Genomic DNA, 23,981 nt, shown 5'->3' with positions numbered 1-23,981 from the left:
GATTGCGACCATTGGCATCATGTTTGGACATCATAGGCTTTCTCTCCTTAAATTCGTTTTCATAATTCTATTATAAAAGAAAAGACTGTAGACTTCATCCAGAAGTTGGACTTTGTCTACAGTCTGAGCCTCTTCTTTCCAGAAGAGTTTTTTTTTTCGCTTTAAATGATAATAATTATCGTTACGTTTTTTCGGAAATACGACTAAAAAAGGATTTGTTCCTTGAGTGATAATCACTTTCATTCTCAATTACGATATTTTATTATCAATTAGACTTTTTATATGATATGCTTTATGTGTAAAGAGGAAATTGAAAAATTTATTGCATAAGGAGGAAAATCATCATGGGAAAAGCAGAAAAGCAAGCTGTGTTTTCGACAGTCAGCTGTCTAGTTTTTATGGTGTTGGGATTTATTTTAGAAAAGTTACAAATAGGTATTTATCCCCTGTTTTTCGCTGTGGCGATTTTTTCTGGAGGTTGGAAACAAACCACTGAAGGCATTAGTGAAATCATTCATGAGAAAACCTTAAATGTCGATTTATTAATGGCGCTAGCTGCAATCGGAGCCTGCATCATCGGCAATTGGTTTGAAGGTGCGATGCTGACCTTTATCTTTTGTCTCAGCGGCGCTTTAGAGGAGTATACAACCAATAAGAGCAAAAAAGAAATTACCGCCTTAATGCAATTGAAACCAACGAAGGCCTTAAAATTATTGGCAAACGGTCGTACTCAAGAAGTGGAAGTTTCTGAGTTAAATTTGGCTGATCAAGTGGTAGTACCTAAGGGCGCGGCGATTCCAATTGACGGTGACATTATTCAAGGTCGAACAACGATTGACGAAGCAGCCATCAGCGGTGAGTCTGTGCCGGTTGAAAAAAGTATTGGAGCAGAAGTTTTTGGCGGTACCACCAACACAGGAAACGCCTTTACCATGAGCGTTTCAAAAACTAGCGAGGATACTTTATTTGCAAAAATTATTCGGTTAGTCGAGGATGCCCAAAATACTCCTACGCAAACCGCTTCCTTCATTGAAAAAATTGAAAATATTTATGTTAAAGCCGTGTTAGTTCTGGTTCCCCTATCAATTATCTTAAGTCATTTTTTATTAGGCTGGAGCTTCCAAGAAAGTTTTTATCGGGGAATGGTGCTGTTAGTCGTAGCTTCGCCTTGTGCTTTAGTTGCGGCGGCAACACCAGCAACACTGGCGGCCATCTCGAATGGCGCCAGAAACGGTGTGCTCTTTAAAGGCGGCACCTATCTAGAAAATCTAGCCCAATTAAAAGCAATTGCCTTCGATAAAACAGGAACCTTAACCAAAGGGAAACCAACTGTCACTGACAGTCTCTTTTTAGGGGATAAAAAAACTGCAATTGATGTGCTAGTTGCCTTGGAATCTAAAACGACCCACCCACTGGCCGAAGCAATTGTTGACCACTTTATCATTGACCTGCCTGAAGACTTAAAACAAGTTGATGTGTCAGAGATTGCTGGCTTTGGTGTTCAAGCTGAAATCGACGGTCATTTATGGAAAATCGGTAAACATGCCTTTGATCCAAAAAGCACTCAAGTCTCAGCAGAAGTATTAGATAAGATTACTTATTTTCAAGATTCCGGAAAAACAGTTATTTACTTAGCTAAAGAAGATCAACTACAAGCTGTCATCGCCCTCTTTGATGTGGCTAAAGCTGAAGCTCGCCAAGTCGTTCAGTATTTTAATCAACAAGGTGTTCACACCACCATGATGACAGGTGACCATCAAGGTACTGCTAAGGTTATCGCTAAGGAAATCGGGATTCAAAAATATTACGCAGATTGTCTGCCGGAAGATAAAACCATTTTAATAGCTGCTGAAAAAGAAAACTATCAAGTCAACGCCATGGTCGGCGATGGTATTAACGATGCCCCTGCGCTTGCAACCGCCTCAATCGGAATTGCTATGGGAGAAGGAACCGATATAGCGATGGATGTGGCCGATGTTGTCTTAATCAAAAATGATTTAAGCAAATTACAAATGAGCCACCAGCTGTCAAAAAAATTGCAGCGAATTGTAAAACAAAATATTGCGTTCTCTTTAGTAGTCATTTTGTTGTTGGTGCTGTCAAACTTTTTCCAAATTATTAATCTACCCCTTGGTGTCGTCGGTCATGAAGGCAGCACAATTTTAGTTATTCTAAACGGACTGCGCCTGTTGCGGACAATTAAAACGCCCGACTATCAAGACAAACAACCTAAAAATATGCAAGATTGTCAAAATTGTGAGCTCTATAAACTAGAAAAATGTGCAAATTTCCACTGTTAAGGAAAAAAACTTGTCACATGTATTGCAAAGACATCAGCCTTTAGGTATAATGATTACTGTTGATTATGCCACGTGCATAAGATCCTACTTATCGGAGGTGAAAAAATGCCAAACATTGAATCTGCAATCAAACGTGTTCGTACAAGCGAAATCGCTGGTGCGAAAAATTCATCTCAAAAAAGCGCAATGCGCACTGCAATCAAGAAATTTGAAGATGCAGTTGCTGCTGGAGCTGACAACGTAGATGCACTATATAAAGATGCTGTTACAGCAATCGACAAGGCTGAGACTAAAGGATTAATCCATAAGAACAAAGCTGGTCGTGACAAATCTCGTTTAAGCAAACAATTAGCTAAATAAGGTTTAAAAAAAAGCAATCAATTTTACTTGATTGCTTTTTTGCTACCCTCAGCTATTCAAAAATGATTAACGCTACCTAAAAAAATTGAATAATTTTTAGTTGCCAAGAGTCATACGCCACTCTCCGCAACTAAATCATTTTTCTATTAGTTTTCAATTTTTTTCTGATTTACATTTTCAGCCGCAAGCACAAGCTCCTTTAAAACTTCTGTGAAGGTCCAAGATTCATTAAAGGGATGCAGATAGTCAAATAGTTCGCCACCATTCGCTAGAAAATATTGGCGATTCTCTTCTTCAATTTCCTCTAAGGTTTCCAAGCAGTCCGCCACAAATCCCGGGGTTACCACCAGCACTTTTTTAATCCCTTTTTTCGGCAGTGCCATCAATGTTTCGCTAGTTGCTGGTGTCAGCCATTTGGCAGGACCAAATTTTGATTGATAGGTTAATTGGTAGGGAATGTTTTTGACCAATTCCATGACCGCTTCAGTCGTCTTTTGGCATTGCCGTGCATACGGATCGCCTTTTTGGATGACGGAAACTGGCACGCCGTGATAGGAAAATAACAGCAGGTCGTAGTCAGTCCGACTTAATTCACCTTGAATATTCGCTGCTAATAAAGAAATGTACAGTGGATTGTCATGAAAGTCTTTGATTTTATTTAATTGATCAACATCCAATCCTCCAATCGTCGCCAATTGATCATAAATTGGCGCTACTGTCGTATCAGAATACTGCGGATACAGTGGCAATATCGTAATATCAGAACAATTCTTCTGCAGCTCGACAATTTTTTGGGCAATTGACGGCTGGCCATAGGTCATTGCGTAGGTTACCTGATAATCCGGCAAAAGCTGCTGCAAATTGTCAGCCTGAGCTTTTGTGTAAATTGCCAAAGGAGAGCCTTCTGGTCGCCAAATTTTTTTATAGAGCTTTGCCGACTTTTCTGGGCGAACCTTTAAAATAATGCCATGTAAAATTGGCAGCCAAATAAATCTTGGATAGTCTATCACCCGCTTGTCGCTTAAAAACTGCGCCAGATATTGTTTAACCGCTGGCGCCTCCGGTACTTCTGGTGTTCCTAAATTTACCAACAACACACCTTTTTTCATCTTTTGTCCCTTCACTCCTAAAAAATCGTTTGGATAGCCGCTTCTTTAATTTCAATCAAAAATCATTTTTTATAGCAACTAAACTTCAACTTACATGGTGTCTAACTGACTTTTTTCGCAGTATTTAAGACAAATAATTGAAACAGGATTTCCTTATCCCCCTGCCCTGTTTTAAATCGGTAGTCATTTTCCACCAATTGATCAAAGATAGTTTCCAAAGTCTCTAATTGAAACCGCCGCACTTCCTGCATCGCCAATTTCACTCGATAAGGATGAATCGCCAATGTGCTGGCAATATTTCCCTGCTGATAGCCGATGCCGACTAAAATTTTGGTTTGCAGATACAATCGAACCTGACTAATCAAAATGCTGTTAATCTTGATTGTTTCTTCCCCCTGTAGCAATAAATCATCGTAAAGCCGCAGAGCCGCCTCTGCTTTTCCCTGCAAAACAAAATTGGTCATATCAAAAATATTATGCTCCAAAGTTTTAGGAATTAAATCTTGGATAATTTCGCGAGTGATTTCACCATTGGCACCAACATTAGTGACTAATTTTTTAAATTCTCCCATGATTTTAGATAAACTTAAATCAGTCAGACGCAATATCAGCTCCAAATTTTCCGAACTGATTGAAATCTTTTCTGTGGCGAACAGCTCCTGCAGCTGTTTTTTCAATTCTCCTTCAGTCGGCGGTTTAGTCTCAATTAAAGTGGCGGCTTTTTTTAATGTCTTAGTGACTTTTTTGCGTTCATCAAGCTTTTCATAAGGAGCAAATATCACCAGCACCGTTGATTCCACCGGCTGCTGTAAATAGGCAATAAATTCTGCTAAGTTTTCCTGTTCTTTTTGATTTTTGGCCCCTGTTAAAAAATCAGGATTTTCAACAAAAACTAAGCGGTTATCGCCAAAAAAAGGCATGCTCTCTACTTCATTCATGACCTCAGCCAGCGTGTCTTCCCTTAAATCAAAGGCCGCAAAGTTTAAATCTGCTCCATCTGCAACTTGGGTCTTCTTTAAAAAAGCCTGTCGCACTTCATCCTGCAAATATTTTTCAGTTCCTAAAATTAGATAAACCTGCGCCAGCTTATCATTTATGGCCTTGATACCTTGTTGTGCATTCACATTAGTTCACTTCCTCATGTGTTATCCTATCATGACGACACAGGTTTGACTAGCTGTTAAATACCTTGACTTTATTCCTGTTGCACAACTGTTTGAATATCCTTTATACGAAAGTTTCGTCCAGAAAAATAAATCATACCATCACAATCGGTACGCAAGACCTTACTGTCTGTAAGAGTTGTTAAAATCTCCGGATGAGGATGCCCAAATCGATTATCTTGACCACAGCAAATAATTGCTAATGTTGGCTCTAGCTGATCAATAAATTCTGAAGTGGTTGAGGTCCGACTACCATGATGACCGACTTTTAAAATATCAGTAGACAAATTTGGATAATTTTTCAAAAGCTCCTGCTCTCCCTCAGCCTCAAGGTCCCCCGTTAAAAGTAGCGAATGCTCATGCAACTTCGTCCATAAAACTAATGAATCGTTGTTTTCTCCTAAGACATTTTTTAAGGGATACAGTATCTGAAATTTGAAATAATCGCCAATAGCGTCGCCAGCTTTAACCAACTTCAATTTTCCGTTTTGTTCTTTGAAGCTTTTTAAAAACTCTTGTAGTTTTTCATTATTTTGAACACCCTCTGCTAAATAAAGTTCATCCACAGAGAAGTTTTTTAAAAGATTTCCCGTTTCACCCATATGATCTTCATCAGCGTGGGTAATAATCAATTTATCGATGTTTTTCACACCTCGTGATTGGAGAAACGGGATTAAATTGTATTCTGAGGGGCTTTGGTTATGGCGCTCTTGCCAGCTTTCCCGAGAAAAATCCAGCCGCCCACCCGTATCAATTAGAATCGTCTCCTGCAGAAAAGGCGCTTCAAAGTAAATGGCATCTCCCTGGCCGACATCAACAAACGCAAAAAAATAATCGGTTCTGAAATAATGTTTGTAAGTGGGTAAAAGTAATACTAGCAAAATTGGAATAACAATTTGCCAATTAGCTTTTTTAATTGCAATTATGAAAAACAGACTGCATATCAACAAGAATAAAAGCGTTAGCGAGCTGATGTTACTCAAACTTAGCGAAAAACCAGAGAATACTTTTAAAAAACTTTCTATAATAAAGAGTAAAAGCTCCAAAAGTCCCTGAAAAAGCTCAAAAACTAAAAAATCTTTTAAAAGACTAAATGGCAAGCAGAATAGAAACGCCGGAAACAAGATAGTTTTAAATAGCGGAAAGAAAAGAATACTAAAAAAGGCTCCTAAAATTGGAATTTGATAGAAGCTTGCTGCAAAAATTGGGATTAGACAGGCTTGCAGAATCAAGTTTCTCTTTAACGGAGCATAAGCTTTGAATTCAATTTGGTTAAGCTCCAATAATAGAAAACTCAACGCAAATGAAATAATTCCTTATAGTGAAAGAAAGGCTAGCGGACGAAGCAATAAAACAAGAAAAAGTGTGATACTAAATGAATCCAACTTTGACAATTGCCAATTAAACAACTGTTTCAATCTTTGCAATAAGAAGGCGATCCCACCTCTCAAAACGGGAATACCAGCACCACAAAGGATCATAACTGAAAAGCCTACGATACATAAAGGAAAAATCGAGGCTTCTAAGGTCAAGTGACAACGACGCATAACCCAATAAAAAAGATTTAAGATCATGACAATATGGATACCCGACATACTGATTAATTGCGCCAAACCAACACCAGAATAAACCGCCCTCAATTCCTGAAAGCTTTGCTGCCGATAACCTAAAATTAGCGGTTCTAGATAGCTCCGGATTTTTTCTGAGAAGGTTTCTTGGACATATACTATCAATTGTCGTCGGATTTTACTTAAACCAATAGAATCTTTTTCTCCCTTGATTTGGTACGTCTCTATCGTTAAAATCCCAGCCTGCCCCATCGTCTTTAAATAATCTTGGTAATTAAAGCCACCTAAATTGCGCTGACCATCAGCCTTACTGAGTTCTCCTTCAACAGTTAAAACACTGCTTTGAGTGTGTCGCTGCCATTGTTCTTTTTCAGCTTCACTTTTAACCAACAGCCTTGTCAGATACTTTTTCTTAGTTGAGAAATCCTGACTAGTAAAAGTTATTAAATCACCGTTTACTTTGATGCTATCTGATTGAATTTGAACCACAAAGTAATTGGTCGCTAACTCTTTTTCAGACAAATGAGTTTTAGTCAAAGCGTTAGTTGTCAAACTGCACAAAAAAAAGCTGCAAACAATCGCAAGAAGCCATAACTTCCTGCTGTGTTTACAGCATAAATGTATCAATAAATAACTAGTGACTACAGCTAGCCAAAGACTTGGGGTAATTAAAAGGCCAGCTAAAGCAGCCGAAAAAATCACAGGAAACAGCCAATAATTTGTCAGCTTATTCCCCAAAAAAATCCTCCTCAACCCCTAAACGGATTTTTGAAAAGTATTTCTTGTCCAGTTGAACTTGATTGACCTCTGCTCCGACTTGCCGAATTAATTCCAGAGCATAGGGATCATTGTGATAATCATGGAGATAATGAATTTTCTTGATGCCAGCCTGTAAAATGGCCTTTGTACAAGGCAAGCAAGGAAAATGCGTGACATAAATTTCAGCACCCTCAGTGGCAATGCCGAATTTGGCACATTGCAAAAGAGCATTCATCTCAGCGTGAATCGTTCTTAAGCAATGCCCTTCCACCATATAACAGCCTTCATCAATGCAATGGACATCTCCTGAAACCGAGCCATTATAACCTCCGGCAATAATCCGTTTATCACGAACTAATGTTGCGCCGACTTCAAGGCGCTTACAGGTACTGCGCAAAGCTAACAGAATTGCCTGGGCCATAAAATATTGGTCCCAGGGTATTCTCTGTTCCTGTGATTTATTTACAGATTCATTTTCTTGTGTCATAAAATTCCTCTTTTCAAGTAGTAATTGAATAACAATTTATTACCATTATCCTATCAAATTTTCAATTGTTTGAACATCCCTTTTACAAATTCATCTTAGGAAGTTTTCCGCTGTTTAGTTTTCAAGGAACAGGCTGTTAAGGGCGACTGAAGTTGGCTGGCTATTTATAAATACGTAATTTTGTTAGAATTTCAAAAAAAGAGGCTGTGACATTAGTCTTTTTAACAGATGAAATCCCGAACTATATTATATTTGCTCCTGCGGTCCAGTAGGTCCTCGTCGCAAATCAGCAATATTCAGTGTCTTTACTAGATATTGTTCGTAAAGTTCGGCTCTGTTCTAACTAATTTCACAGCCTCTTGCAGATTTATTTTTCAAATTGAATGTCAAGCTTTTAAAAGTCTCGTAATCAAAGTTCCCACTATCACAAAGAAACCCAAAAGGACAACTGCTATGAATCCAACAATCAACACTAGAAATGCCCAAGAGCTTTGAAAAAGATTCTCTAGAGGGTCGATTAGAAATGTTTTTGTAAAGGCTGGAATAGCTTCAAACTGAAGGCTTTGCAAGGCTTGACGGATCTCAGATAAACCAAAATCAGGTCCTAAATCATAGGACCAAGGACCAGCGCTTTGATTTCCTAAAGCAAAAAAGCCCAACTCAAAATTACCTAGACTAAAATAACCAATAGCTAAATTACCAAAAGCTAGAAGTGCCAAAGCAAAGTTACCAAAAGAAACTATACCAGCTGCGAAATTGCCTAAAGTAAGGATTCCGACAGCTGCGACTCCACCTGCGACAATTCCAATTGAGGTAATCCCGAAAGAAAAAATCCCGCAGCTTAAAAGGCCAACTGAAAAAATCCCTTTTGAAATTAGACCAGCACTAAAAATGCCTTTTGCAGTAGGAAGATACCGGCTGCGCTTCTTAAAGTCCAACTGGCGATTAACAAACAGCAAACGATAACGCAACAGTTCCCCTAGATTGGGAATCACCAGATGTAATAGAGGCAACCCCCAAAGTAAAATTGAACTGCGGTATTCGTAATAAAAATTTGGTTCCCGCTCTTCTAATAAATCATCGACTGATAAATTTAGTAAGTCAGCCACGTTTTTCAACGTATCGATATCTGGCTTGCCTGCTCCCCTTTCCCACTTGGAAATAGTTTTATCCGATACAAATAATCTATCGGCTAATTGCTTTTGGGTTAATTGCTGCTCAAGTCGATAGCTGCGTAATTTTTCACCTAAGAAATTTTCCATATTTTCCGCCTCATACACCGTCATTTTTTTATTTCAAGCATAGCATTTTTTTAGGAAATAGAAAGAAAATTTAGCGGTTCTGTTCTCTACGCTGAGTAGAATACCGATGTAGCGGGCTTTATCTGAAAAGTAAAAGCCGCTATATCAGACAGTAATAAAGTCCTTGAGCTTTTCTAAAGTTTTTTCACCGATACCAGAAACCTTCGTCAGGTCGGCAATTTCGGCAAAGCTACCGTTAGCTTGCCGATAATTAATAATATCCTGAGCCCTTTTTTCGCCAATACCTGATAGAGTTTGCAATTCAGCTAAATCGGCCGTATTGATGTTTACTTTGTCAGCTTCACCAGAGTGGCCATTATTATGATCAAGTGATTGAAATGTGTGAGCAGCCTCTTCGCCAACTTTAGGAACATAGATTACCTGCTGATCCGTCAGTTTAAGAGCAAAGTTCAGCTGGCTCTGGTCGGCCTCTGCTGTAAAGCCTCCCGCAAGCTCAATCGCTTCAATCAATCGACTTTCTGGAGCAATTTGATAGAGTCCCGGAGTAAGAACTGCCCCTTTCACATCAATATAAATGGGGCTGCTAGAGGACTCTACGGTACTACTCTCTTTTTCAATCAGCTGAGAAAAATCGGTCTCGTAGCTAAGCTCTTCCCGTTGATTTCGAAGAATCAAAAAGCCGCCAATCGCTGCCAAGCTTAAAAACAAAAAAATATACAGTCTGAATTCTTTGATTTTCTCCCAAATTGCTGACATTTTTTTCCTCTGCTTTCTTTTTAAAATTTTAATATAGCTAAAAATATGTTTTTCTATATCGTTGCTCTTTAACAATAAATACGCAAAATTTTAAAATCCTGACAGAATTTCAGCAACTGCAACGTATAATAAAGTGAATAAGCTAAAAAGGAGGTGAGCTGTATGTCAGATGAGGAAATTATCAATGGTTTATTACAAGAGGATTACGCAGCCCTCGACCAATTAATTGATCGCTATAGCCGGCTCATTCTTTGGAGTATCCATAAAATTTTGAATCAGCCAAAGGAGTTTTTCTATCAAAAGGAAGCTGAAAATGAGACCTTTTTCAAGATTTGGCAAAATATTGCGGCTTACAATCCAGAAAAATCACAGTTTTCAACCTGGTTAGTTCAGATAAGTAAAAATGTTGCATTGGACATCAAAAGAAAATTGGTGCGCCTAAGAAAAGTTGAACCGGTTTTGTCCGTGGAAGACTTAACTTTACTCTACGATGAAGGAGCGCCTTTACTAAAGGAAAATTTTCTCGATTTACTTGCTTGTTTGACTGCTGAGGACCAATTGATCTTTCTACAGCGCTATTTTTATCAAGAGGCACCGGCTGACATTGCAGCAAGTCTAGATTTGAGTATTGAGACTATTTACAATCGTCTTTCACGGGGACGCAAACGATTAAAGGAGGTCCTACACAATGAAACTAACCTATCGTAAACTGATGCAGGATGTAAGTGCGAACCAACTAAATAATGAAACAGCCAGTAGCTCTTTAGATGGATTAAAAAAACGAACAAAACAGTACATCTTTTTGCAAAAAGTTCTCAGTCGTGTGGAGGAACTTTTAGCGCCAGATGAAACGATTCAGGCTTATTTGCCGCTAGGAAATAATCGAAACTCTGTGGTTGCTAGTAGCGGTTGGGCTGGTCTCGCATATGCCAGAAAAGATATCAGTAAAGAATATATTGCCATATTCCATGATACCCGTGGTAATCGCTTGTTAATTTTCACAAATCAGCGGCTGATTTTTTTAACGATTATTGATTTTTTAGAAGAAGATAGTTATTTTAGTCATCCCTATGCTGACATCAAACAAATAAAATTGGCACCTTATGAGCTGCGTTATTTTGATTGGCAAAAGAAACCAAAACGGCAAAAAATGACGTATTATATTTTGGACTTTCAAGCTGGCCAGCAAATTTTCCAAGAAATATTAAGCGAAGAAGATGCTCAAGTTTTTCAAGACAATCTGAAAAAAATTCCTTTATTAAACTTAGTTCCTGTCTCGAAAAAAGTTCAGCGGGAAACCATTTTTGACTATTTTTTTAGTAATACTAGTTTGGCCTACAAAATATTATTTGCAGTCTTTACAATTGGTCCCTTCTGTCTGTTGGTTCTCTTCATCATTCTTTTACTACAGGGGGCCCTTGGTGGCTCAGGTCCCTATGCTGAAATTTTTCGATATCTTCAGCCTTAAGTGATGAATATTTTTATTATGTAAACCAAGAAGTTCAAATAAAAAAATTCTCCAAAAAAAACTGCTACTCAGCCTCTTGCTTACACAAGGTGTTGAGTAGCAGTTTAGTTTAATCTGTTAGTCCATTTAAATAATCCAGAGCATCTTGGACAGTTGTTACTGGTACGATTTTCATATCTGTACCAATTTTTTCAGCAGCGGCTACGGCATCTTCATAGTCCTCGCCATCTGTTGGGGCAAAGAAAACCGTGGCACCACTTTGGCTCGCACTGACAACTTTTTTATCAATGCCGCCAATTTGACCGACATTCCCTTCACTGTCAATCGTGCCAGTACCAGCAATTTGTTGGCCGTGGCGTAAATCCCCTTCTGTCAATTGATCATAGATTTCTAAAGTAAACATCAGGCCAGCAGAAGGTCCGCCGATTGAGCCTGTGTCAATTTCAACAGTCGTATCTGATTCTAATTCAGTATCTTCAACAAGCGTGATGCCGATGCCGGCAGTCTCTGTACCATCTTCTGCTGACAAAGTAATCAATTCCTCGGTGGCAGTCCGCTCCTCGCCATCGTGATAATATGTGATAGTTAAATCGTCTCCGATATTTTTAGCTTTTACATAGGCCATAAAATCCTCTTGACTTGTAAAGGTCTGACCATCAGCTTGGGTAATCGTGTCACCAACTGCTAAATCACCATAAAAATTCGAGCTGTCCTGCACGCTCATCACATAAATTCCTTTATAGGCAAACGTGTAGTCGACTCCCGCTAAATTGAAAGCTTCTTGGATGGCGCTATTTTTAGCCGCCGTCATTAAGTATTGCTGCATTTGATTGTATTCTTCTGAGCTGGCGTCCCCGCGCATTTCTTGGACCGACTCCACGTCTGCAAACTCATTAAATTGAGCCCACAGCAAGAGCACCGGTGTCGCACGCCGATAAGCGACGGAGGTTAATGAAAATGAGCCCTCTTCCGTGTCTTCTTCGCCATTTATGGTAATCATTGATTTCAAATCAATGGTTGAACCCGGTGACTGGACATAATACGGCAGCGGCAAGCCCACAAAGGCTAAGGCTAATAAAAATAAAAGGACGAATGAGCCAATTTTGACTTGCTTTTTTTTGAAAAAATTCTTTATTGCGTTGTTCTTTTCTTTCATGCTTCTTCATTTCGCTTTCTTTGAATTGCTTGATTAATGACTGGCGGCAAGTATTTTTCAACATTTCCACCAAATTGGAGCACTTCTTTTAACATACTGGAACTGATATGGGCATATTCTTCTGATGACAGTAAAAAAACTGTCTCTAATTCAGCAGAGAGATGTTTATTAATTGCGGCAATGTCCCGCTCATATTCATAATCTTTGACGCTACGGATACCCCGCAACAAGAAATTTGCCCCTAATTCTTTAGCTGAATCAACCGTTAGTTGACGACTTTGAGCGATTACGCGGACATTTTGAAAGTCCGCTAAGGCTGCACTTGTTAACTGAAGCTTTTCTTCAGGGGTAAAAAAACTTTTTTTAGACGTATTGACAAAAACTCCAACGATTACTTCATCAAAAATCAAGGCACCTCGGCGGATGGTATCCACATGACCATTTGTTAGAGGGTCAAAACTACCGGGAAACAATGCAATTTTTTTCATTCTTCAACCTCTTTTCTAAAAATAGTCACAGCGGTAATCCCATAGGTTTGGCGGCGATGTTCCATAAGGCCGGCAACTGGTTCTAATTCAACTGTTTTATCTGTCTCGCAGACAATCAGACCATCTGTCGCTAGTAAATTATTTTCAACTATGTAGGTCATCTGCTGGGCAATTTTTTGCTTAGCATAAGGCGGATCTAGTAAAATTAAATCAAAAACCAAATCATCGGCTTTAAATTCAGCTAAGGCTTGATCAGCATCCCGCTTGATAACTTGAAATTTTTGCGGTTCTTTAGTGATGGCGATATTTTCGCGAATAATCTTAAGGGCTTGAAAATTTTTATCAACTAAATAAGCTATCTCCATGCCCCGAGAAATGGCCTCGATTCCCAAGCCGCCACTACCGGCATATAGATCCAAAACCTGACCACCATCAAAATAAGGCCCAATCATATTGAAAATAGATTCCTTAACTTTATCTGTTGTGGGGCGAGTGTTGTCGCCGCTTAAAGCCTTTAAGCGCCGCCCCCGATACTCTCCTGCTACTACCCGCATCTTATCCTCCTGCAAACTTACTTCAATATCTTAACATGAAAAAGGATGAAAAACACCTGAGATACTCAAGTCCTTTCATCCCCGTTTTATACGCCTTCTGCTAGGCGTATTTCTGTACTTAACTCTTCCACTTCAAAGCCTTCATCATCATCCATTTGATAAGCGGCTCTAGTACCAATTTTTTCAGCAAAATTCATTTCCACATCCGGCCGATAAGATGGCTCGACACTGCGGACGAAATGCAATTTTTCAATGCGTTCTTTGATATCTGCTACATCTTCTTCGTTGACATAAAGCAAGACATATTTCATTCTTCTCGATAGATAATGAACTAAGCCAAAACGCTTGAGATTTTTTAATTGTTTAAAGCTATAGACCCAGACAATTAAGCCCCGTCGTTTTTGAACTTCAAATTTCGGTTCAACTATTTCGCTTGTTTCATGTGTCTCATGTTCAACTGGCATGACAATTCCCCCCACAACCTGCGTGACTGCCGCCTTCAAAGAAGGGATTGCCGGCATCCACTTTAATATTTTTTGAAATATGACTGGCCACCGCCAAACAAATCTCGTCTAAAGCTCCTTGAAAAGCAGTTTCGGCTTCTCGAAAGTCTGCGACCTCCGAATTTAAATCTAGAGCCCGCTTGCTCTTTCTAAGCGCGCGATTTTTTTCGCGATAATCAGGCGCATAGATTCCATAATCGGCAATTTTATCAAAAGCATTTTTCTTCTGCTGAAAATCCAGCAATAACGCTTGAGTCTCTTGATTGGCCAGCTGTTTTTTATTTTGTAGATAAGTATCATATAGGGAACTCTCTAAAAGTTCAGCGACAAGTTTGTCGCATTGATCTTCTAAAGCGAATAATTCTTCATTAATAATCACTGCTATCACTAACCTTCGTCTCGATTTGTTGCTGTAATAAGACTACCATATCTTCTTGATTAAATGCAATCGCTAATGATTCATCTTCACCGACAAAATGATTGTGAAGATAAGGATCACTATACCAATTGAGGATGCTAAAGGTTACATCCGGAACAGGCTTGGCTGCTAATAACCATTGTTCGGAAGTAATGCTAGTTTCTAAAAAGTCGCTTTGATTCAATAGCTGTTGCTGTAGATAGGGAACCCCTGGTTGTAATTCCTGCCATTCCCGCAGTGCAGTATCCTCTAATAAAGTTTCCGGCTGCAGTTTTAACTGCGCTGCCAATTGGCTCGTCTGGTCATATAACAACCCGTCTGTTTGATAGCTGCTCAATTTTTCTAAATTTCGCAAATAATTTACTAAATTAATTCCCCGAGCACTGTTGGCCGTATCGATTGCCGCCCATTGCTCATCAGCAAGTTCAGCCGTTTGATAGCCGGTAAGTGGTTCGCTATTCCATTGGTAAGGCATAATTTGCAAAAGCATTTCTTGATTGAGATAGGCCATCCCGTACAACTGGCCGTTTTGTTGACCAAAAAATAAAATGGCAAAGGTATCATTATCGAAGGCCACTAGCGGCCGATAATTCATATCTTCTTCAGAAAGCTCTACGGACACTGGTTGTTCATTGTAATCAAAATCAAAATTTGAAAATAAAGTCGTTACTGAGGTTAAATCAGTTAAATCCATGCCAAAATGAAAAGGCGCAATCCGGTCGCTGGAATCACCGGCAACTTTAATGGCCATCACCGTTTCGTTTTTAATATTGGCTTCTATGAAAATATTTCTTACTGGGTCTTCATACGTAGCAATGCTATAACCAAAACCTGTGTCCTGCGTGGCAATCGGTGCTCCAAATTCTTCATTTAAACGGCTAGTCCCTTGATTGACATAAATAGCAAATCCCTCAGTTGGAATCGTTTCATAACTAAGGGATTGGTTGTAGGTTAAAGTATCGGCTGCTTCGTCTGTTGGACTAGCTAAGTCAGGTGGGAAAAAGACGGGTTCCAGATAAAAAGCAATCAAGACTACGACAAAAATTGCTAGAAATCCTAAAAACTTTTTCATCTTTTTCCCCCTTAACTTTAACTATTTTTCTGTTATTTCAATCAATAAATCACCGGAAGCAATCGCTTCACCGTTTGCTACATAAATATGTTTGACTTCGCCGTCAAAGCGGGCTTCAATGGCCGTTTCCATCTTCATCGCTTCTGTAACCATCAAAGTATCACCCTTTTGAACATGGTCGCCCTTTTTAACGTGGACCTCCAAGACAGAGCCCGACATGGTGGCACCGATTTGTTCTTTGTTAGTCGGTTCAGCTTTGCGCTTCGTTTGAATAGAGCTGACGATTGAACGGTCTTTGATGACAATTTCCCGGCGTTGGCCGTTTAAATTAAAGAAGAGCGTCCGATTGCCTTCGATGTCTGGTTCGCCGATTTCATCTAGACGAATAATCAAGGTCTTCCCTTGCTCGATAGTGACCGGTACGGATTCTCCTAAACGCATGCCGTGGAAGAAGGTTGGTGTATCTAAAAGCGTTACATCGCCAAAATTACTATAAGAAGTTTGATAATCCAAAAAGACTTGCGGGTACATCAAGTAGCTTAAAATCTCTTCTTGATTCGGTTCAAAACCGATTTTCTCCTGTAATTCCTTTTTCACCTGCTCAAAGGAAACCGGTTCAGCTAATTCTCCTGGACGTTGGGTGAAGGCTGGTCGGCCCTTCAAAATAATCCGTTGTAGCTTTTCAGGGAATCCGCCAGTTGGCTGACCTAAAGCCCCTTGGAAAAAGGTGACCACAGAATCTGGGAAGCTAAGCTCTTCCCCTTTTTCATAAATATCGGCTTCACTCAACTGATTTTGGACCATGAATAATGCCATATCGCCGACGACTTTTGAAGAAGGCGTCACTTTGACAATATCGCCAAACATCAAGTTTACTGTATGATACATTTCCTTGATTTCATCCCACTTAGCGCCAAGGCCAACTGCTTTAGCCTGCTGCTGTAGATTCGAATATTGTCCACCAGGCATTTCATGGAGATAAACCTCTGTTTGTGGAGCATTTAAACCATTTTCAAACGGTGCATAATACTGGCGCACATCCTCCCAATAATGATTTAATTTTTGGGTATTTTGAATGTTGATTTCTGGTGCACGCTCACCGTAAGCTAAAGCGTAATAAAGACTGCTCATGCTCGGCTGACTCGTAGCCCCGCTCATGGAGCTCATAGCCACGTCAACAATATCTACTCCAGCATTAACGGCTTCAGCATAAGTCATAATGCCATTTCCGCTTGTGTCATGTGTATGAAGATGGATTGGCACATCAACAGTTGCTTTCAGCTCGCTAATTAAGCGATAAGCGGCTTGTGGTTTTAATAAGCCTGCCATATCCTTAATCGCAATCATATGCGCTCCCATACCTTGTAAATTCTTAGCCATCTCTTTATAGTATTCAACATTGTATTTTGCTCTTTGAGGGTCTAATAAATCGCCTGTATAACAAATGGCGGCCTCGGCAATTTTACCGGTGTCCCGAACGGCTTGAATACTTTTTTCCATTTGCGGCAGCCAGTTTAAGCTGTCAAAAATCCGGAAAACATCAATTCCCTGTTTGGCTGCTTCGTTGATAAATTCGACCAGCACATTATCTGGATAATTTGAATAACCAACCGCATTTGAACCTCTAAAGAGCATTTGTAGCAAAATATTCGGCATTAATTTACGGATAATCCGCAGCCGTTCCCATGGATTCTCATTTAAGAAACGATAAGCCACATCAAAGGTTGCTCCACCCCACATTTCACTTGAAAATAATTCTGGCAAAGCCTGTTCAGTCAGGCTGCTGATTTCTTTAAAATCCTGCGTTCTGACCCGAGTTGCCAATAAGCTTTGATGGGCATCTCTAAAGGTGGTGTCCGTCAATAATAAATTTGGTTGCTCTTTGACCCAAGCAACAACTGCTTCGGCCCCTTGTTGATCTAAAATATTTTTGGCAGTTTGATAGTCTTCTTTTAAGACTAAATCCGTTGGAATCCGTGGTTGATCAAAATATTTTTTAGTAGTTTTTTCAATTCCTGGAAACCCATTGATGGTAATTTCACCGATATACTTCATAGTCTTGTTGCCCCGGTCTCGCAACCGAGGAAACTGGAATAATTCCGGCGAATTGTCAATAAAGGTTGTTTTTGCATCACCGCTTCTAAAAGTTGGATGCATAATCACCTTTTGCAGGAAAGGAATATTGGTTTTGACACCACGAATGCGAAACTCAACTAAACAGCGGCGCATTTTTTGAATGGCGTCTTCTAAAGAATGCCCGTGAGTACAAACTTTTACCAATAAGGAATCAAAGAAAGGTGTTACAATAGCGCCAGAATAGGCATTGCCGACATCTAAACGCACGCCAAAGCCGCCTGGTGAACGATAGGTATCAATTTTTCCAGTATCTGGCATAAAATTATTTAAGGGGTCTTCCGTGGTAATCCGGCACTGAATCGCTGCCCCTTTAATTTTTATCTCGTCTTGTTGCGGTAACCCAATTTCAGTATGCAAATCTTTCCCTTGAGCAATTTGCAGTTGACTGGTGACAATATCAATATCCGTAATCATCTCGGTAATGGTGTGTTCTACTTGGACCCGGGGATTGACTTCAATAAAATAGAAGTGATCACCTTCAACTAAAAATTCAACGGTGCCGGCATTGACATAGCCGACATGTTTCATTAATTGAACGGCGGCATCACAAATGGCTGTTCTTTGAGTTGGCGGTAAAGATACACAGGGAGCTACCTCGACAACTTTTTGATGGCGACGTTGAACAGAACAATCCCGTTCAAACAAGTGCAGCACATTCCCATGTGTGTCCCCTAAAATTTGAACTTCAATATGTTTAGGATTGCCGATATATTTTTCGACATAGACTTCATCGCTGCCAAAAGCCGCCTTTGCTTCACTTTTTGCCCGCTCGTAGCCTTCTTTGGCGCCCTTTTCATCAAGGGCCACCCGCATACCACGACCGCCGCCGCCTAATGCAGCTTTAATCATAATCGGATAGCCGTGGGTGTTGGCAAAGTCCAGCACTTCAGAAATATCAGCCACCGGACCATCCGTTCCTGGAATGGATGCAATTCCGGCTGCAATCGCTGCTTCTTTGGCTTTAATTTTATCGCCAAAAATATCCAGCTGATGCAGCGTCGGGCCAACAAAAGTCAGGCCCTCTTCTTGGCAACGTCTGGCGAAGTCAATATTTTCCGATAACAATCCATATCCCGGATGGATGGCATCTGCCCCACTCATTTTGGCAATGCGAATAATATCTTCAATATCCAAGTAGGCGTCAATCGGTTTGCGGCCAACGCCCACCAAATAGGCTTCATCGGCTTTAAACCGATGAACCGAGTATTCATCCTCTGCTGCGTAGATTCCCACCGTTTGAATTTGTAATTCCGTACAGGCCCGAAAAACACGAATCGCAATTTCACCACGGTTTGCAACAAGAACTTTTTTCATCAGATCACTCCTTCAAAATTATAACAAGCTTCATTTTATTTCACAGCAATTGCTTGCTGTTGGATGTCTTCCATAAAGCGTTGGCGTTTTTCATCTGCACTAATATTTAAGGCGATGCCGACACAAATTGACAGACATAATAAACTCGATCCCCCTTGACTAATAAAAGGGAAAGTAATCCCAGTCAGTGGAATGATACCACTGATACCGCCAAGGTTAATAAAAATTTGAATGATAAACAAGCTGGCAATTCCGATACACATCAAAGAGTTAAAGGAACTGCGGGCACGAATCCCTACTAATAAAATCCGAGCAATCATAAAAATAAGCAATCCCAAGACTAATAGAGCAACGATTAAGCCTAATTCCTCCATTAAAATGGCAAAGATGTAGTCCGTTTGGGCCGCACTTAAGAAGCCTCTTTTTTGAATACTATTGCCTAAGCCTAAACCAAAAAGTCCACCATTAAACATCGCATAGTAGCCATTGGTTAATTGATGGCCATTATTTAACTCATCGACAAAGGGATTGGTAAAAATCGCAAAACGATCATAGACATATTGGAAACGCTGAGGAATAATGCTTTCCCCGAAATGCAAAATAAATTGGATAACCCCCACACTGGCAAGAATGCCGCCGAGGCCGATAATAATCGAATACCAGTAATTTATTCCACTGGCTAAAACCATAATCATCATCAGTAATACGATGATGGCGGTATTTCCTAAGTCTGGTTGAATAACAATCAGCAAAGTTAAAGCACCCAGCATTAACAGTGGTCGGTTAATCGATTGCTTGAAGTCTTTTTGAATCATCTCTTGTCTTCTAGATAAGACAAAAGCCAAATACCAAATGACAACTACTTTAAAATACTCCGCCGGTTGAATCGTTCCCAAACCACCAGGGATGGTAATCCAACCACGGGCTCCGTTTACCGGATCCATAAACAATACTAGAACTAATAGAAAAACCATCACGGCAATCGCCAAAATAATCATCCGCTGATTTTTCAAGACATCAATTTTTAAGCGATAAATAAAGAAAATCGCAATTAAACTGAGAATCCAAAAAGCCAGCTGCTTGAGAGCTTCTGAAGCACTGGCGGCACTTTCTGCCGAAGTCGAAATTGAAGTGGTACTGTAAACCATTAATAATCCTAAAACACATAGAATAATATAAGGAATCAAGATACCATAATCTAAAAAATGGCGCTTTTTAATCTTAGACAAGTATTAACCCTCCTTACCTAAGTCAACCTTGTCTTGGGTTTCCTCATACACTTCATTATATAATTGATTCAATTCGCGTTCTAAATCGCTCATTAGCTGATTGCCCCGCTCCCGGTTCACAATTCCTAAACGAATCGCATACGTCACTTGCCGGGAAAAGCCGTACATCTGGGTATCAACGACTTCCTCGAAGGCTTTGCACTGGGCAATACATAAACTATTTTTCTGATTGCGAATTAACATTTTAATCCGTTCGGCATCTTCTAATAACAGCTCAACAGCGTATTCTGAAGAAATATTTTCCATCAGCTTCGACCTCCTATCTTAATAACACATTATAGCACAACAACTGTGAAAATAATTGTATCTTTTCTATGGTTTTGTTGAGAAAAACCTATAGAGACAGTCTTTCAACGTTTCGTTAAATTTTTAAAAAGAAATTCATTTCGTGAAACATCGGCATTTTGTGAAACTTATTGTGGTTCGTTTTTCCGAATAAAAAAACTAAATAGTGTTATAGCAATCTTTTGGAAATCTTTTTTTCCACAGTTCGTCTTTGAAGCGTTTGCATTTTTGCGTAAAAAAAGACTGTGATACAAGTCGTTTACAGATAACTCTCCGAATGGTGTAAGTTTGCATCTGTGGTCCAATTGACCTCATTGCAAACTTACCTTACATCATGGCACTTGCCACGTTTATTCGGAATCATTATTCTGTACGAACTTACATCACAATCTTATTAGGCTAAATTATTGAGCAACTTTTTTCTTTTTAGAAGCTTTTTCCCGTTCGTTTTTGTTTAAGATATGTTTTCTTAAACGAATGCTTTCAGGCGTCACTTCACAATATTCATCATCATTTAGAAATTCTAATGATTCTTCTAGGGTTAAAATTTTCGGACGTTTAATGACAGAGGTTTGGTCTTTGTTGGCAGAACGCACGTTAGTCATTTGTTTTGCTTTAGTGATGTTAACTGTTAAGTCATTGTCACGGGCATTTTCGCCGACAATCATGCCTTCATACACTTCAGTACCTGGTTCAACAAAAACGGTTCCCCGTTCTTCAATACTCATAATTGAGTAAGTTGTCGCTTTACCTTGGTCAATTGAAACCAACGCACCTTGATGGCGGCCGCCGATTTGTGCTTGAATCATCGGTAAATACTGGTCAAAGGTGTGGTGCATAATACCATAACCACGAGTCATTGATAAAAATTCAGTTGTGAAACCAAGTAAGCCACGAGCTGGCGCCAAGAAAATAATTCTAACTTGACCATTGCCAGTGTGAATCATATCTTGCATTTCGCCCTTACGCAGGCCAAGGGATTCAATTACAGAACCCATGTATTCTTCAGGTGTGTCAATTTGGACCCGTTCAAATGGTTCACATTTGACGCCGTCAATTTCTCTTTCAATGACTTGCGGACGAGAAACTTGTAATTCATAGCCTTCACGACGCATGTTTTCAATTAAGATTGACAAATGCAATTCACCACGGCCGGAAACGATCCATTGATCTGGGCCAGTTGGTTCAACTCTTAAAGAAACGTCGGTTTGCAATTGGGCCATTAAACGTTCTTCAATTTTACGAGCAGTTACGAATTTACCTTCACGACCGGCAAATGGTGAGTTATTCACCAAGAAAGTCATTTGTAAAGTTGGTTCGTCAATGTGTAGAATCGGTAGGCCATCTTGATGGTCAATTGGTGTCACTGTTTCACCAACGAAGATGTCTTCCATCCCAGAAATTGCAATCAAGTCGCCGGCTTTGGCTTCTTGAATTTCTAAACGCTGTAAACCGAAGAAACCAAATAATTTAGTCACTCGGAATTTTTTGACTGTGCCGTCTAATTTAAGTAAAGCAACTTGGTCGCCAACTTTAATTTGACCACGGAAAACGCGGCCAATACCGATACGGCCAACGTAGTCGTTGTAATCCAATAGAGAAACTTGGAATTGCAATGGTTCATCGCTATTGTCAACTGGCGCAGGAATATGTTCGATAATCGTATCAAAGACTGGTGCCATGCTGGCTTCTTGGTCTTCTGGATTATCTGACAAGCTAGAAGTACCGTTGATTGCTGAAGCGTAAATCACTGGGAAATCCAATTGATCGTCGTCAGCGCCTAATTCGATAAATAGTTCTAATACTTCATCGACAACGTGTTCTGGTCGTGCAGAAGGTTTGTCAATTTTATTTACGACAACAATCGGTGTTAAATGTTGTTCCAAAGCTTTTTTCAAAACAAAGCGGGTTTGTGGCATTGTCCCTTCATAAGCATCAACAACTAATAACACACCGTCAACCATTTTCATGATCCGTTCCACTTCACCACCGAAATCGGCGTGTCCAGGAGTGTCCATGATATTGATACGGGTACCGTTGTAATCAACAGCTGTATTTTTTGCAAGAATGGTAATTCCCCGCTCTTTTTCTAAGGCGTTGGAATCCATTGCACGTTCTTGTAATTGGGTATGGGAATCTAACGTTTGGGATTGTTTCAATAGTTCGTCAACCAATGTCGTTTTACCATGGTCAACGTGGGCAATAATCGCAACATTGCGGATATCATTTCTTAAATTCAATTTTTTTGTCCCCTTTTAATTATAAAACTTGATTCGACTGCTTATTATACCAGAAAGAAACTATGAAATATAGTAGAAAGTTTCCGAAAACTTCCATAAAATCATTTTTACAGATTTTTTAAGCTTTTTTCTCTGCCATCAAATTAAAAATATCGTCATAGCAAGCCGGCGTCGCAATAATAAACGGTTCCCGCTGTGAAAATTTAACAGGCCCTCCATCTGCGTTGGAATATTTAAAACCAAAGACTGACAACAACACAATCCCGGCAGCATAATCCCACGGAGAGAGATTGGATACATAGGAATGATGGGTGCCCTTTAGCATGGCAATCATTTCCATCCCGGCACAGCCGCTGACTCTGACCCCCATGCTAGCCTCGCCGATGTCATAGGCATTAAAGCGGTTATGAGCGTACATATAGGCGTTCATTCCGACTAACCCTTCCGACAATTTCAAATTAGTTACTTTTTTTATTTGACGGTCATTGCAATAGACTCCGACTGACGGGCCGCCCCAATACAATTCACCCCTCATGACGTCATAGATAAAACCTAATTGTCCGACGCCTTCTTCAAAAATGGCTAGCATAATGCAAAAATTTTCTTTTTCCAAAACAAAATTCAAGGTGCCATCAATCGGATCAATCACATAGACGCGCCCTGTGCCAATTGATTGGTCAGAATAACCTTCTTCTTCGGCTAAAAAAGTCGCTGAAGAATCTACAGCCGCTATTTTATCAATTAAAAAGCGTTGCGTCGCCTTGTCCATATTGGTCACTAAATCTTTGCGATCACTTTTTTCTTGAATTGTTAATTCAGCGGTCAAAGAGGCCTTAATTGTAGTGCCAGCTTCTTTTATCCATGCAGAGATTTCTTTTACAGATGGTGTCATTTAACGAGTTCCCTTCATTCTTAAAATTTTTTGCGGATTTTGTTTGGCTGCTTGAACCGTTCGATATAGGGAATAGCCAGACTCACCTTCAAATTCGCGGCCTAATTTTTTTTCTTCGCCGATGCTCGGAACAACCTGCTTAAATTTTTGATACTTCATTAAAAAGAGTTTATTTTCAATGCCTTTTTCATACGCCAATTCAACAGCCTGCCATAAATCAATCACCGTGACCATTTCGGTAGTCTGCCAATCTAAATCTAGAGGGTATTGATAGTCCTCCATAGAGCACCTCGTTTCATAAAATTCTTTTTGTAAAATAAAATGTGGAGAAAATGAGCAAATTCATTGACCTCTCATAATGCCTGCGCTATACTCAGAAAATAGAATTTTCAGAAAATTCTC

General features: G+C 39.7%; 21 protein-coding genes and 1 pseudogene. 4 read left to right on the top strand and 18 right to left on the bottom strand.

The genetic code is table 11. The features are described 5' to 3' along the window. Positions 1-344 precede the first annotated feature (344 nt). Positions 345-2,300, top strand: coding sequence for a heavy metal translocating P-type ATPase (locus tag ACYSNU_RS13520; protein WP_461737730.1), 1,956 nt, complete (start codon positions 345-347; stop codon positions 2,298-2,300). A 105-nt stretch (positions 2,301-2,405) separates the two neighbouring features. Further along, the gene (gene rpsT / locus ACYSNU_RS13515) at positions 2,406-2,660 is read left to right on the top strand and encodes a 30S ribosomal protein S20 (protein WP_265457433.1); all 255 of its coding nucleotides are present in this window, start codon (positions 2,406-2,408) and stop codon (positions 2,658-2,660) included. 146 nt (positions 2,661-2,806) lie between these two features. Here the strand turns inward: rpsT and hemH are convergent, their stop codons facing one another. The 6 genes and pseudogenes from hemH to ACYSNU_RS13485 form a co-directional block, all read right to left on the bottom strand. Further along, positions 2,807-3,769, bottom strand: coding sequence for a ferrochelatase (gene hemH, locus ACYSNU_RS13510; RefSeq protein ID WP_461737729.1), 963 nt, complete (start codon positions 3,767-3,769; stop codon positions 2,807-2,809). Between the two features lie 101 nt (positions 3,770-3,870). Beyond that, a complete protein-coding gene (gene holA / locus ACYSNU_RS13505; protein WP_461737728.1) occupies positions 3,871-4,893 on the bottom strand; it encodes a DNA polymerase III subunit delta in 1,023 nt (340 codons plus the stop codon). Positions 4,894-4,964: 71 nt separating this feature from the next. After that, positions 4,965-7,202 (bottom strand): annotated as a pseudogene (locus tag ACYSNU_RS13500) (DNA internalization-related competence protein ComEC/Rec2). Between the two features lie 25 nt (positions 7,203-7,227). After that, the gene (locus tag ACYSNU_RS13495; RefSeq protein ID WP_461737727.1) at positions 7,228-7,746 is read right to left on the bottom strand and encodes a ComE operon protein 2; all 519 of its coding nucleotides are present in this window, start codon (positions 7,744-7,746) and stop codon (positions 7,228-7,230) included. 386 nt (positions 7,747-8,132) lie between these two features. Continuing rightward, complete coding sequence (locus ACYSNU_RS13490) at positions 8,133-9,008, bottom strand: helix-turn-helix domain-containing protein (RefSeq protein ID WP_461737726.1); 876 nt, start codon at positions 9,006-9,008, stop codon at positions 8,133-8,135. A 144-nt stretch (positions 9,009-9,152) separates the two neighbouring features. Then, positions 9,153-9,764 (bottom strand): helix-hairpin-helix domain-containing protein, encoded by a 612-nt coding sequence (locus ACYSNU_RS13485; protein ID WP_461737725.1) that lies wholly within the window; start codon positions 9,762-9,764, stop codon positions 9,153-9,155. A gap of 162 nt (positions 9,765-9,926) precedes the next feature. Here ACYSNU_RS13485 and ACYSNU_RS13480 point away from each other — a divergent pair, with 162 nt between their 5' ends. Then, complete coding sequence (locus tag ACYSNU_RS13480) at positions 9,927-10,472, top strand: sigma-70 family RNA polymerase sigma factor (RefSeq protein ID WP_461737724.1); 546 nt, start codon at positions 9,927-9,929, stop codon at positions 10,470-10,472. Continuing rightward, a complete protein-coding gene (locus tag ACYSNU_RS13475) occupies positions 10,453-11,232 on the top strand; it encodes a hypothetical protein (RefSeq protein WP_461737723.1) in 780 nt (259 codons plus the stop codon). Before ACYSNU_RS13480 ends, ACYSNU_RS13475 begins: the two co-directional genes overlap by 20 nt. 109 nt (positions 11,233-11,341) lie before the next feature. Here the strand turns inward: ACYSNU_RS13475 and ACYSNU_RS13470 are convergent, their stop codons facing one another. The 12 genes from ACYSNU_RS13470 to ACYSNU_RS13415 form a co-directional block, all read right to left on the bottom strand. Then, positions 11,342-12,388 (bottom strand): SepM family pheromone-processing serine protease, encoded by a 1,047-nt coding sequence (locus tag ACYSNU_RS13470; RefSeq protein ID WP_461737722.1) that lies wholly within the window; start codon positions 12,386-12,388, stop codon positions 11,342-11,344. Then, a complete protein-coding gene (gene coaD / locus ACYSNU_RS13465) occupies positions 12,385-12,876 on the bottom strand; it encodes a pantetheine-phosphate adenylyltransferase (protein WP_461737721.1) in 492 nt (163 codons plus the stop codon). The genes ACYSNU_RS13470 and coaD overlap by 4 nt, the downstream gene beginning before the upstream one ends. Then, on the bottom strand, positions 12,873-13,430 hold the full coding sequence (gene rsmD, locus ACYSNU_RS13460; protein WP_461737720.1) for a 16S rRNA (guanine(966)-N(2))-methyltransferase RsmD: 558 nt from the start codon (positions 13,428-13,430) through the stop codon (positions 12,873-12,875). Before rsmD ends, coaD begins: the two co-directional genes overlap by 4 nt. Positions 13,431-13,516: 86 nt before the next feature. Beyond that, a complete protein-coding gene (locus tag ACYSNU_RS13455; RefSeq protein ID WP_461737719.1) occupies positions 13,517-13,894 on the bottom strand; it encodes a YlbG family protein in 378 nt (125 codons plus the stop codon). Beyond that, complete coding sequence (locus ACYSNU_RS13450) at positions 13,884-14,312, bottom strand: YlbF/YmcA family competence regulator (protein ID WP_461737735.1); 429 nt, start codon at positions 14,310-14,312, stop codon at positions 13,884-13,886. Before ACYSNU_RS13450 ends, ACYSNU_RS13455 begins: the two co-directional genes overlap by 11 nt. Beyond that, positions 14,302-15,423, bottom strand: coding sequence for a CAP-associated domain-containing protein (locus tag ACYSNU_RS13445; protein WP_461737718.1), 1,122 nt, complete (start codon positions 15,421-15,423; stop codon positions 14,302-14,304). The genes ACYSNU_RS13450 and ACYSNU_RS13445 overlap by 11 nt, the downstream gene beginning before the upstream one ends. Before the next feature lie 21 nt (positions 15,424-15,444). Next, positions 15,445-18,873 carry a pyruvate carboxylase gene (locus ACYSNU_RS13440; protein WP_461737717.1) on the bottom strand — a complete coding sequence of 1,143 codons (3,429 nt, stop codon included), beginning with the start codon at positions 18,871-18,873 and terminating at the stop codon, positions 15,445-15,447. 35 nt (positions 18,874-18,908) lie between these two features. Further along, positions 18,909-20,102, bottom strand: a complete 1,194-nt coding sequence (locus tag ACYSNU_RS13435) for an FtsW/RodA/SpoVE family cell cycle protein (RefSeq protein ID WP_461737716.1) — start codon at positions 20,100-20,102, stop codon at positions 18,909-18,911. Positions 20,103-20,105: 3 nt separating this feature from the next. After that, on the bottom strand, positions 20,106-20,408 hold the full coding sequence (locus ACYSNU_RS13430) for a DUF1507 family protein (RefSeq protein ID WP_461737715.1): 303 nt from the start codon (positions 20,406-20,408) through the stop codon (positions 20,106-20,108). Positions 20,409-20,851: 443 nt separating this feature from the next. Continuing rightward, complete coding sequence (gene typA / locus ACYSNU_RS13425) at positions 20,852-22,687, bottom strand: translational GTPase TypA (RefSeq protein ID WP_461737714.1); 1,836 nt, start codon at positions 22,685-22,687, stop codon at positions 20,852-20,854. 118 nt (positions 22,688-22,805) lie between these two features. After that, positions 22,806-23,579 (bottom strand): inositol monophosphatase family protein, encoded by a 774-nt coding sequence (locus tag ACYSNU_RS13420; RefSeq protein WP_461737713.1) that lies wholly within the window; start codon positions 23,577-23,579, stop codon positions 22,806-22,808. Next, positions 23,580-23,861 (bottom strand): UPF0223 family protein, encoded by a 282-nt coding sequence (locus ACYSNU_RS13415; protein WP_461737712.1) that lies wholly within the window; start codon positions 23,859-23,861, stop codon positions 23,580-23,582. Positions 23,862-23,981: the final 120 nt, after the last annotated feature.

The organism is Enterococcus sp. LJL120, assembly GCF_054871765.1.
Note: the sequence above shows the minus strand (reverse complement) of the source record. Positions and strands in the feature narration are given on the sequence as shown.

Excerpts from the sequence above, each read along its gene's own strand:
- ACYSNU_RS13420 (WP_461737713.1), bottom strand. The coding sequence starts at position 23,579 with ATGACACCATCTGTAAAAGAAATCTCTGCATGGATAAAAGAAGCTGGC.
- rpsT (WP_265457433.1), top strand. The coding sequence starts at position 2,406 with ATGCCAAACATTGAATCTGCAATCAAACGTGTTCGTACAAGCGAAATC.
- ACYSNU_RS13470 (WP_461737722.1), bottom strand. The coding sequence starts at position 12,388 with ATGAAAGAAAAGAACAACGCAATAAAGAATTTTTTCAAAAAAAAGCAA.
- ACYSNU_RS13475 (WP_461737723.1), top strand. The coding sequence starts at position 10,453 with ATGAAACTAACCTATCGTAAACTGATGCAGGATGTAAGTGCGAACCAA.
- ACYSNU_RS13485 (WP_461737725.1), bottom strand. The coding sequence starts at position 9,764 with ATGTCAGCAATTTGGGAGAAAATCAAAGAATTCAGACTGTATATTTTT.
- coaD (WP_461737721.1), bottom strand. The coding sequence starts at position 12,876 with ATGAAAAAAATTGCATTGTTTCCCGGTAGTTTTGACCCTCTAACAAAT.
- hemH (WP_461737729.1), bottom strand. The coding sequence starts at position 3,769 with ATGAAAAAAGGTGTGTTGTTGGTAAATTTAGGAACACCAGAAGTACCG.
- ACYSNU_RS13415 (WP_461737712.1), bottom strand. The coding sequence starts at position 23,861 with ATGGAGGACTATCAATACCCTCTAGATTTAGATTGGCAGACTACCGAA.
- ACYSNU_RS13440 (WP_461737717.1), bottom strand. The coding sequence starts at position 18,873 with ATGAAAAAAGTTCTTGTTGCAAACCGTGGTGAAATTGCGATTCGTGTT.
- rsmD (WP_461737720.1), bottom strand. The coding sequence starts at position 13,430 with ATGCGGGTAGTAGCAGGAGAGTATCGGGGGCGGCGCTTAAAGGCTTTA.
- ACYSNU_RS13490 (WP_461737726.1), bottom strand. The coding sequence starts at position 9,008 with ATGGAAAATTTCTTAGGTGAAAAATTACGCAGCTATCGACTTGAGCAG.
- ACYSNU_RS13430 (WP_461737715.1), bottom strand. The coding sequence starts at position 20,408 with ATGGAAAATATTTCTTCAGAATACGCTGTTGAGCTGTTATTAGAAGAT.
- ACYSNU_RS13445 (WP_461737718.1), bottom strand. The coding sequence starts at position 15,423 with ATGAAAAAGTTTTTAGGATTTCTAGCAATTTTTGTCGTAGTCTTGATT.
- ACYSNU_RS13520 (WP_461737730.1), top strand. The coding sequence starts at position 345 with ATGGGAAAAGCAGAAAAGCAAGCTGTGTTTTCGACAGTCAGCTGTCTA.
- ACYSNU_RS13480 (WP_461737724.1), top strand. The coding sequence starts at position 9,927 with ATGTCAGATGAGGAAATTATCAATGGTTTATTACAAGAGGATTACGCA.
- ACYSNU_RS13455 (WP_461737719.1), bottom strand. The coding sequence starts at position 13,894 with ATGCCAGTTGAACATGAGACACATGAAACAAGCGAAATAGTTGAACCG.
- ACYSNU_RS13495 (WP_461737727.1), bottom strand. The coding sequence starts at position 7,746 with ATGACACAAGAAAATGAATCTGTAAATAAATCACAGGAACAGAGAATA.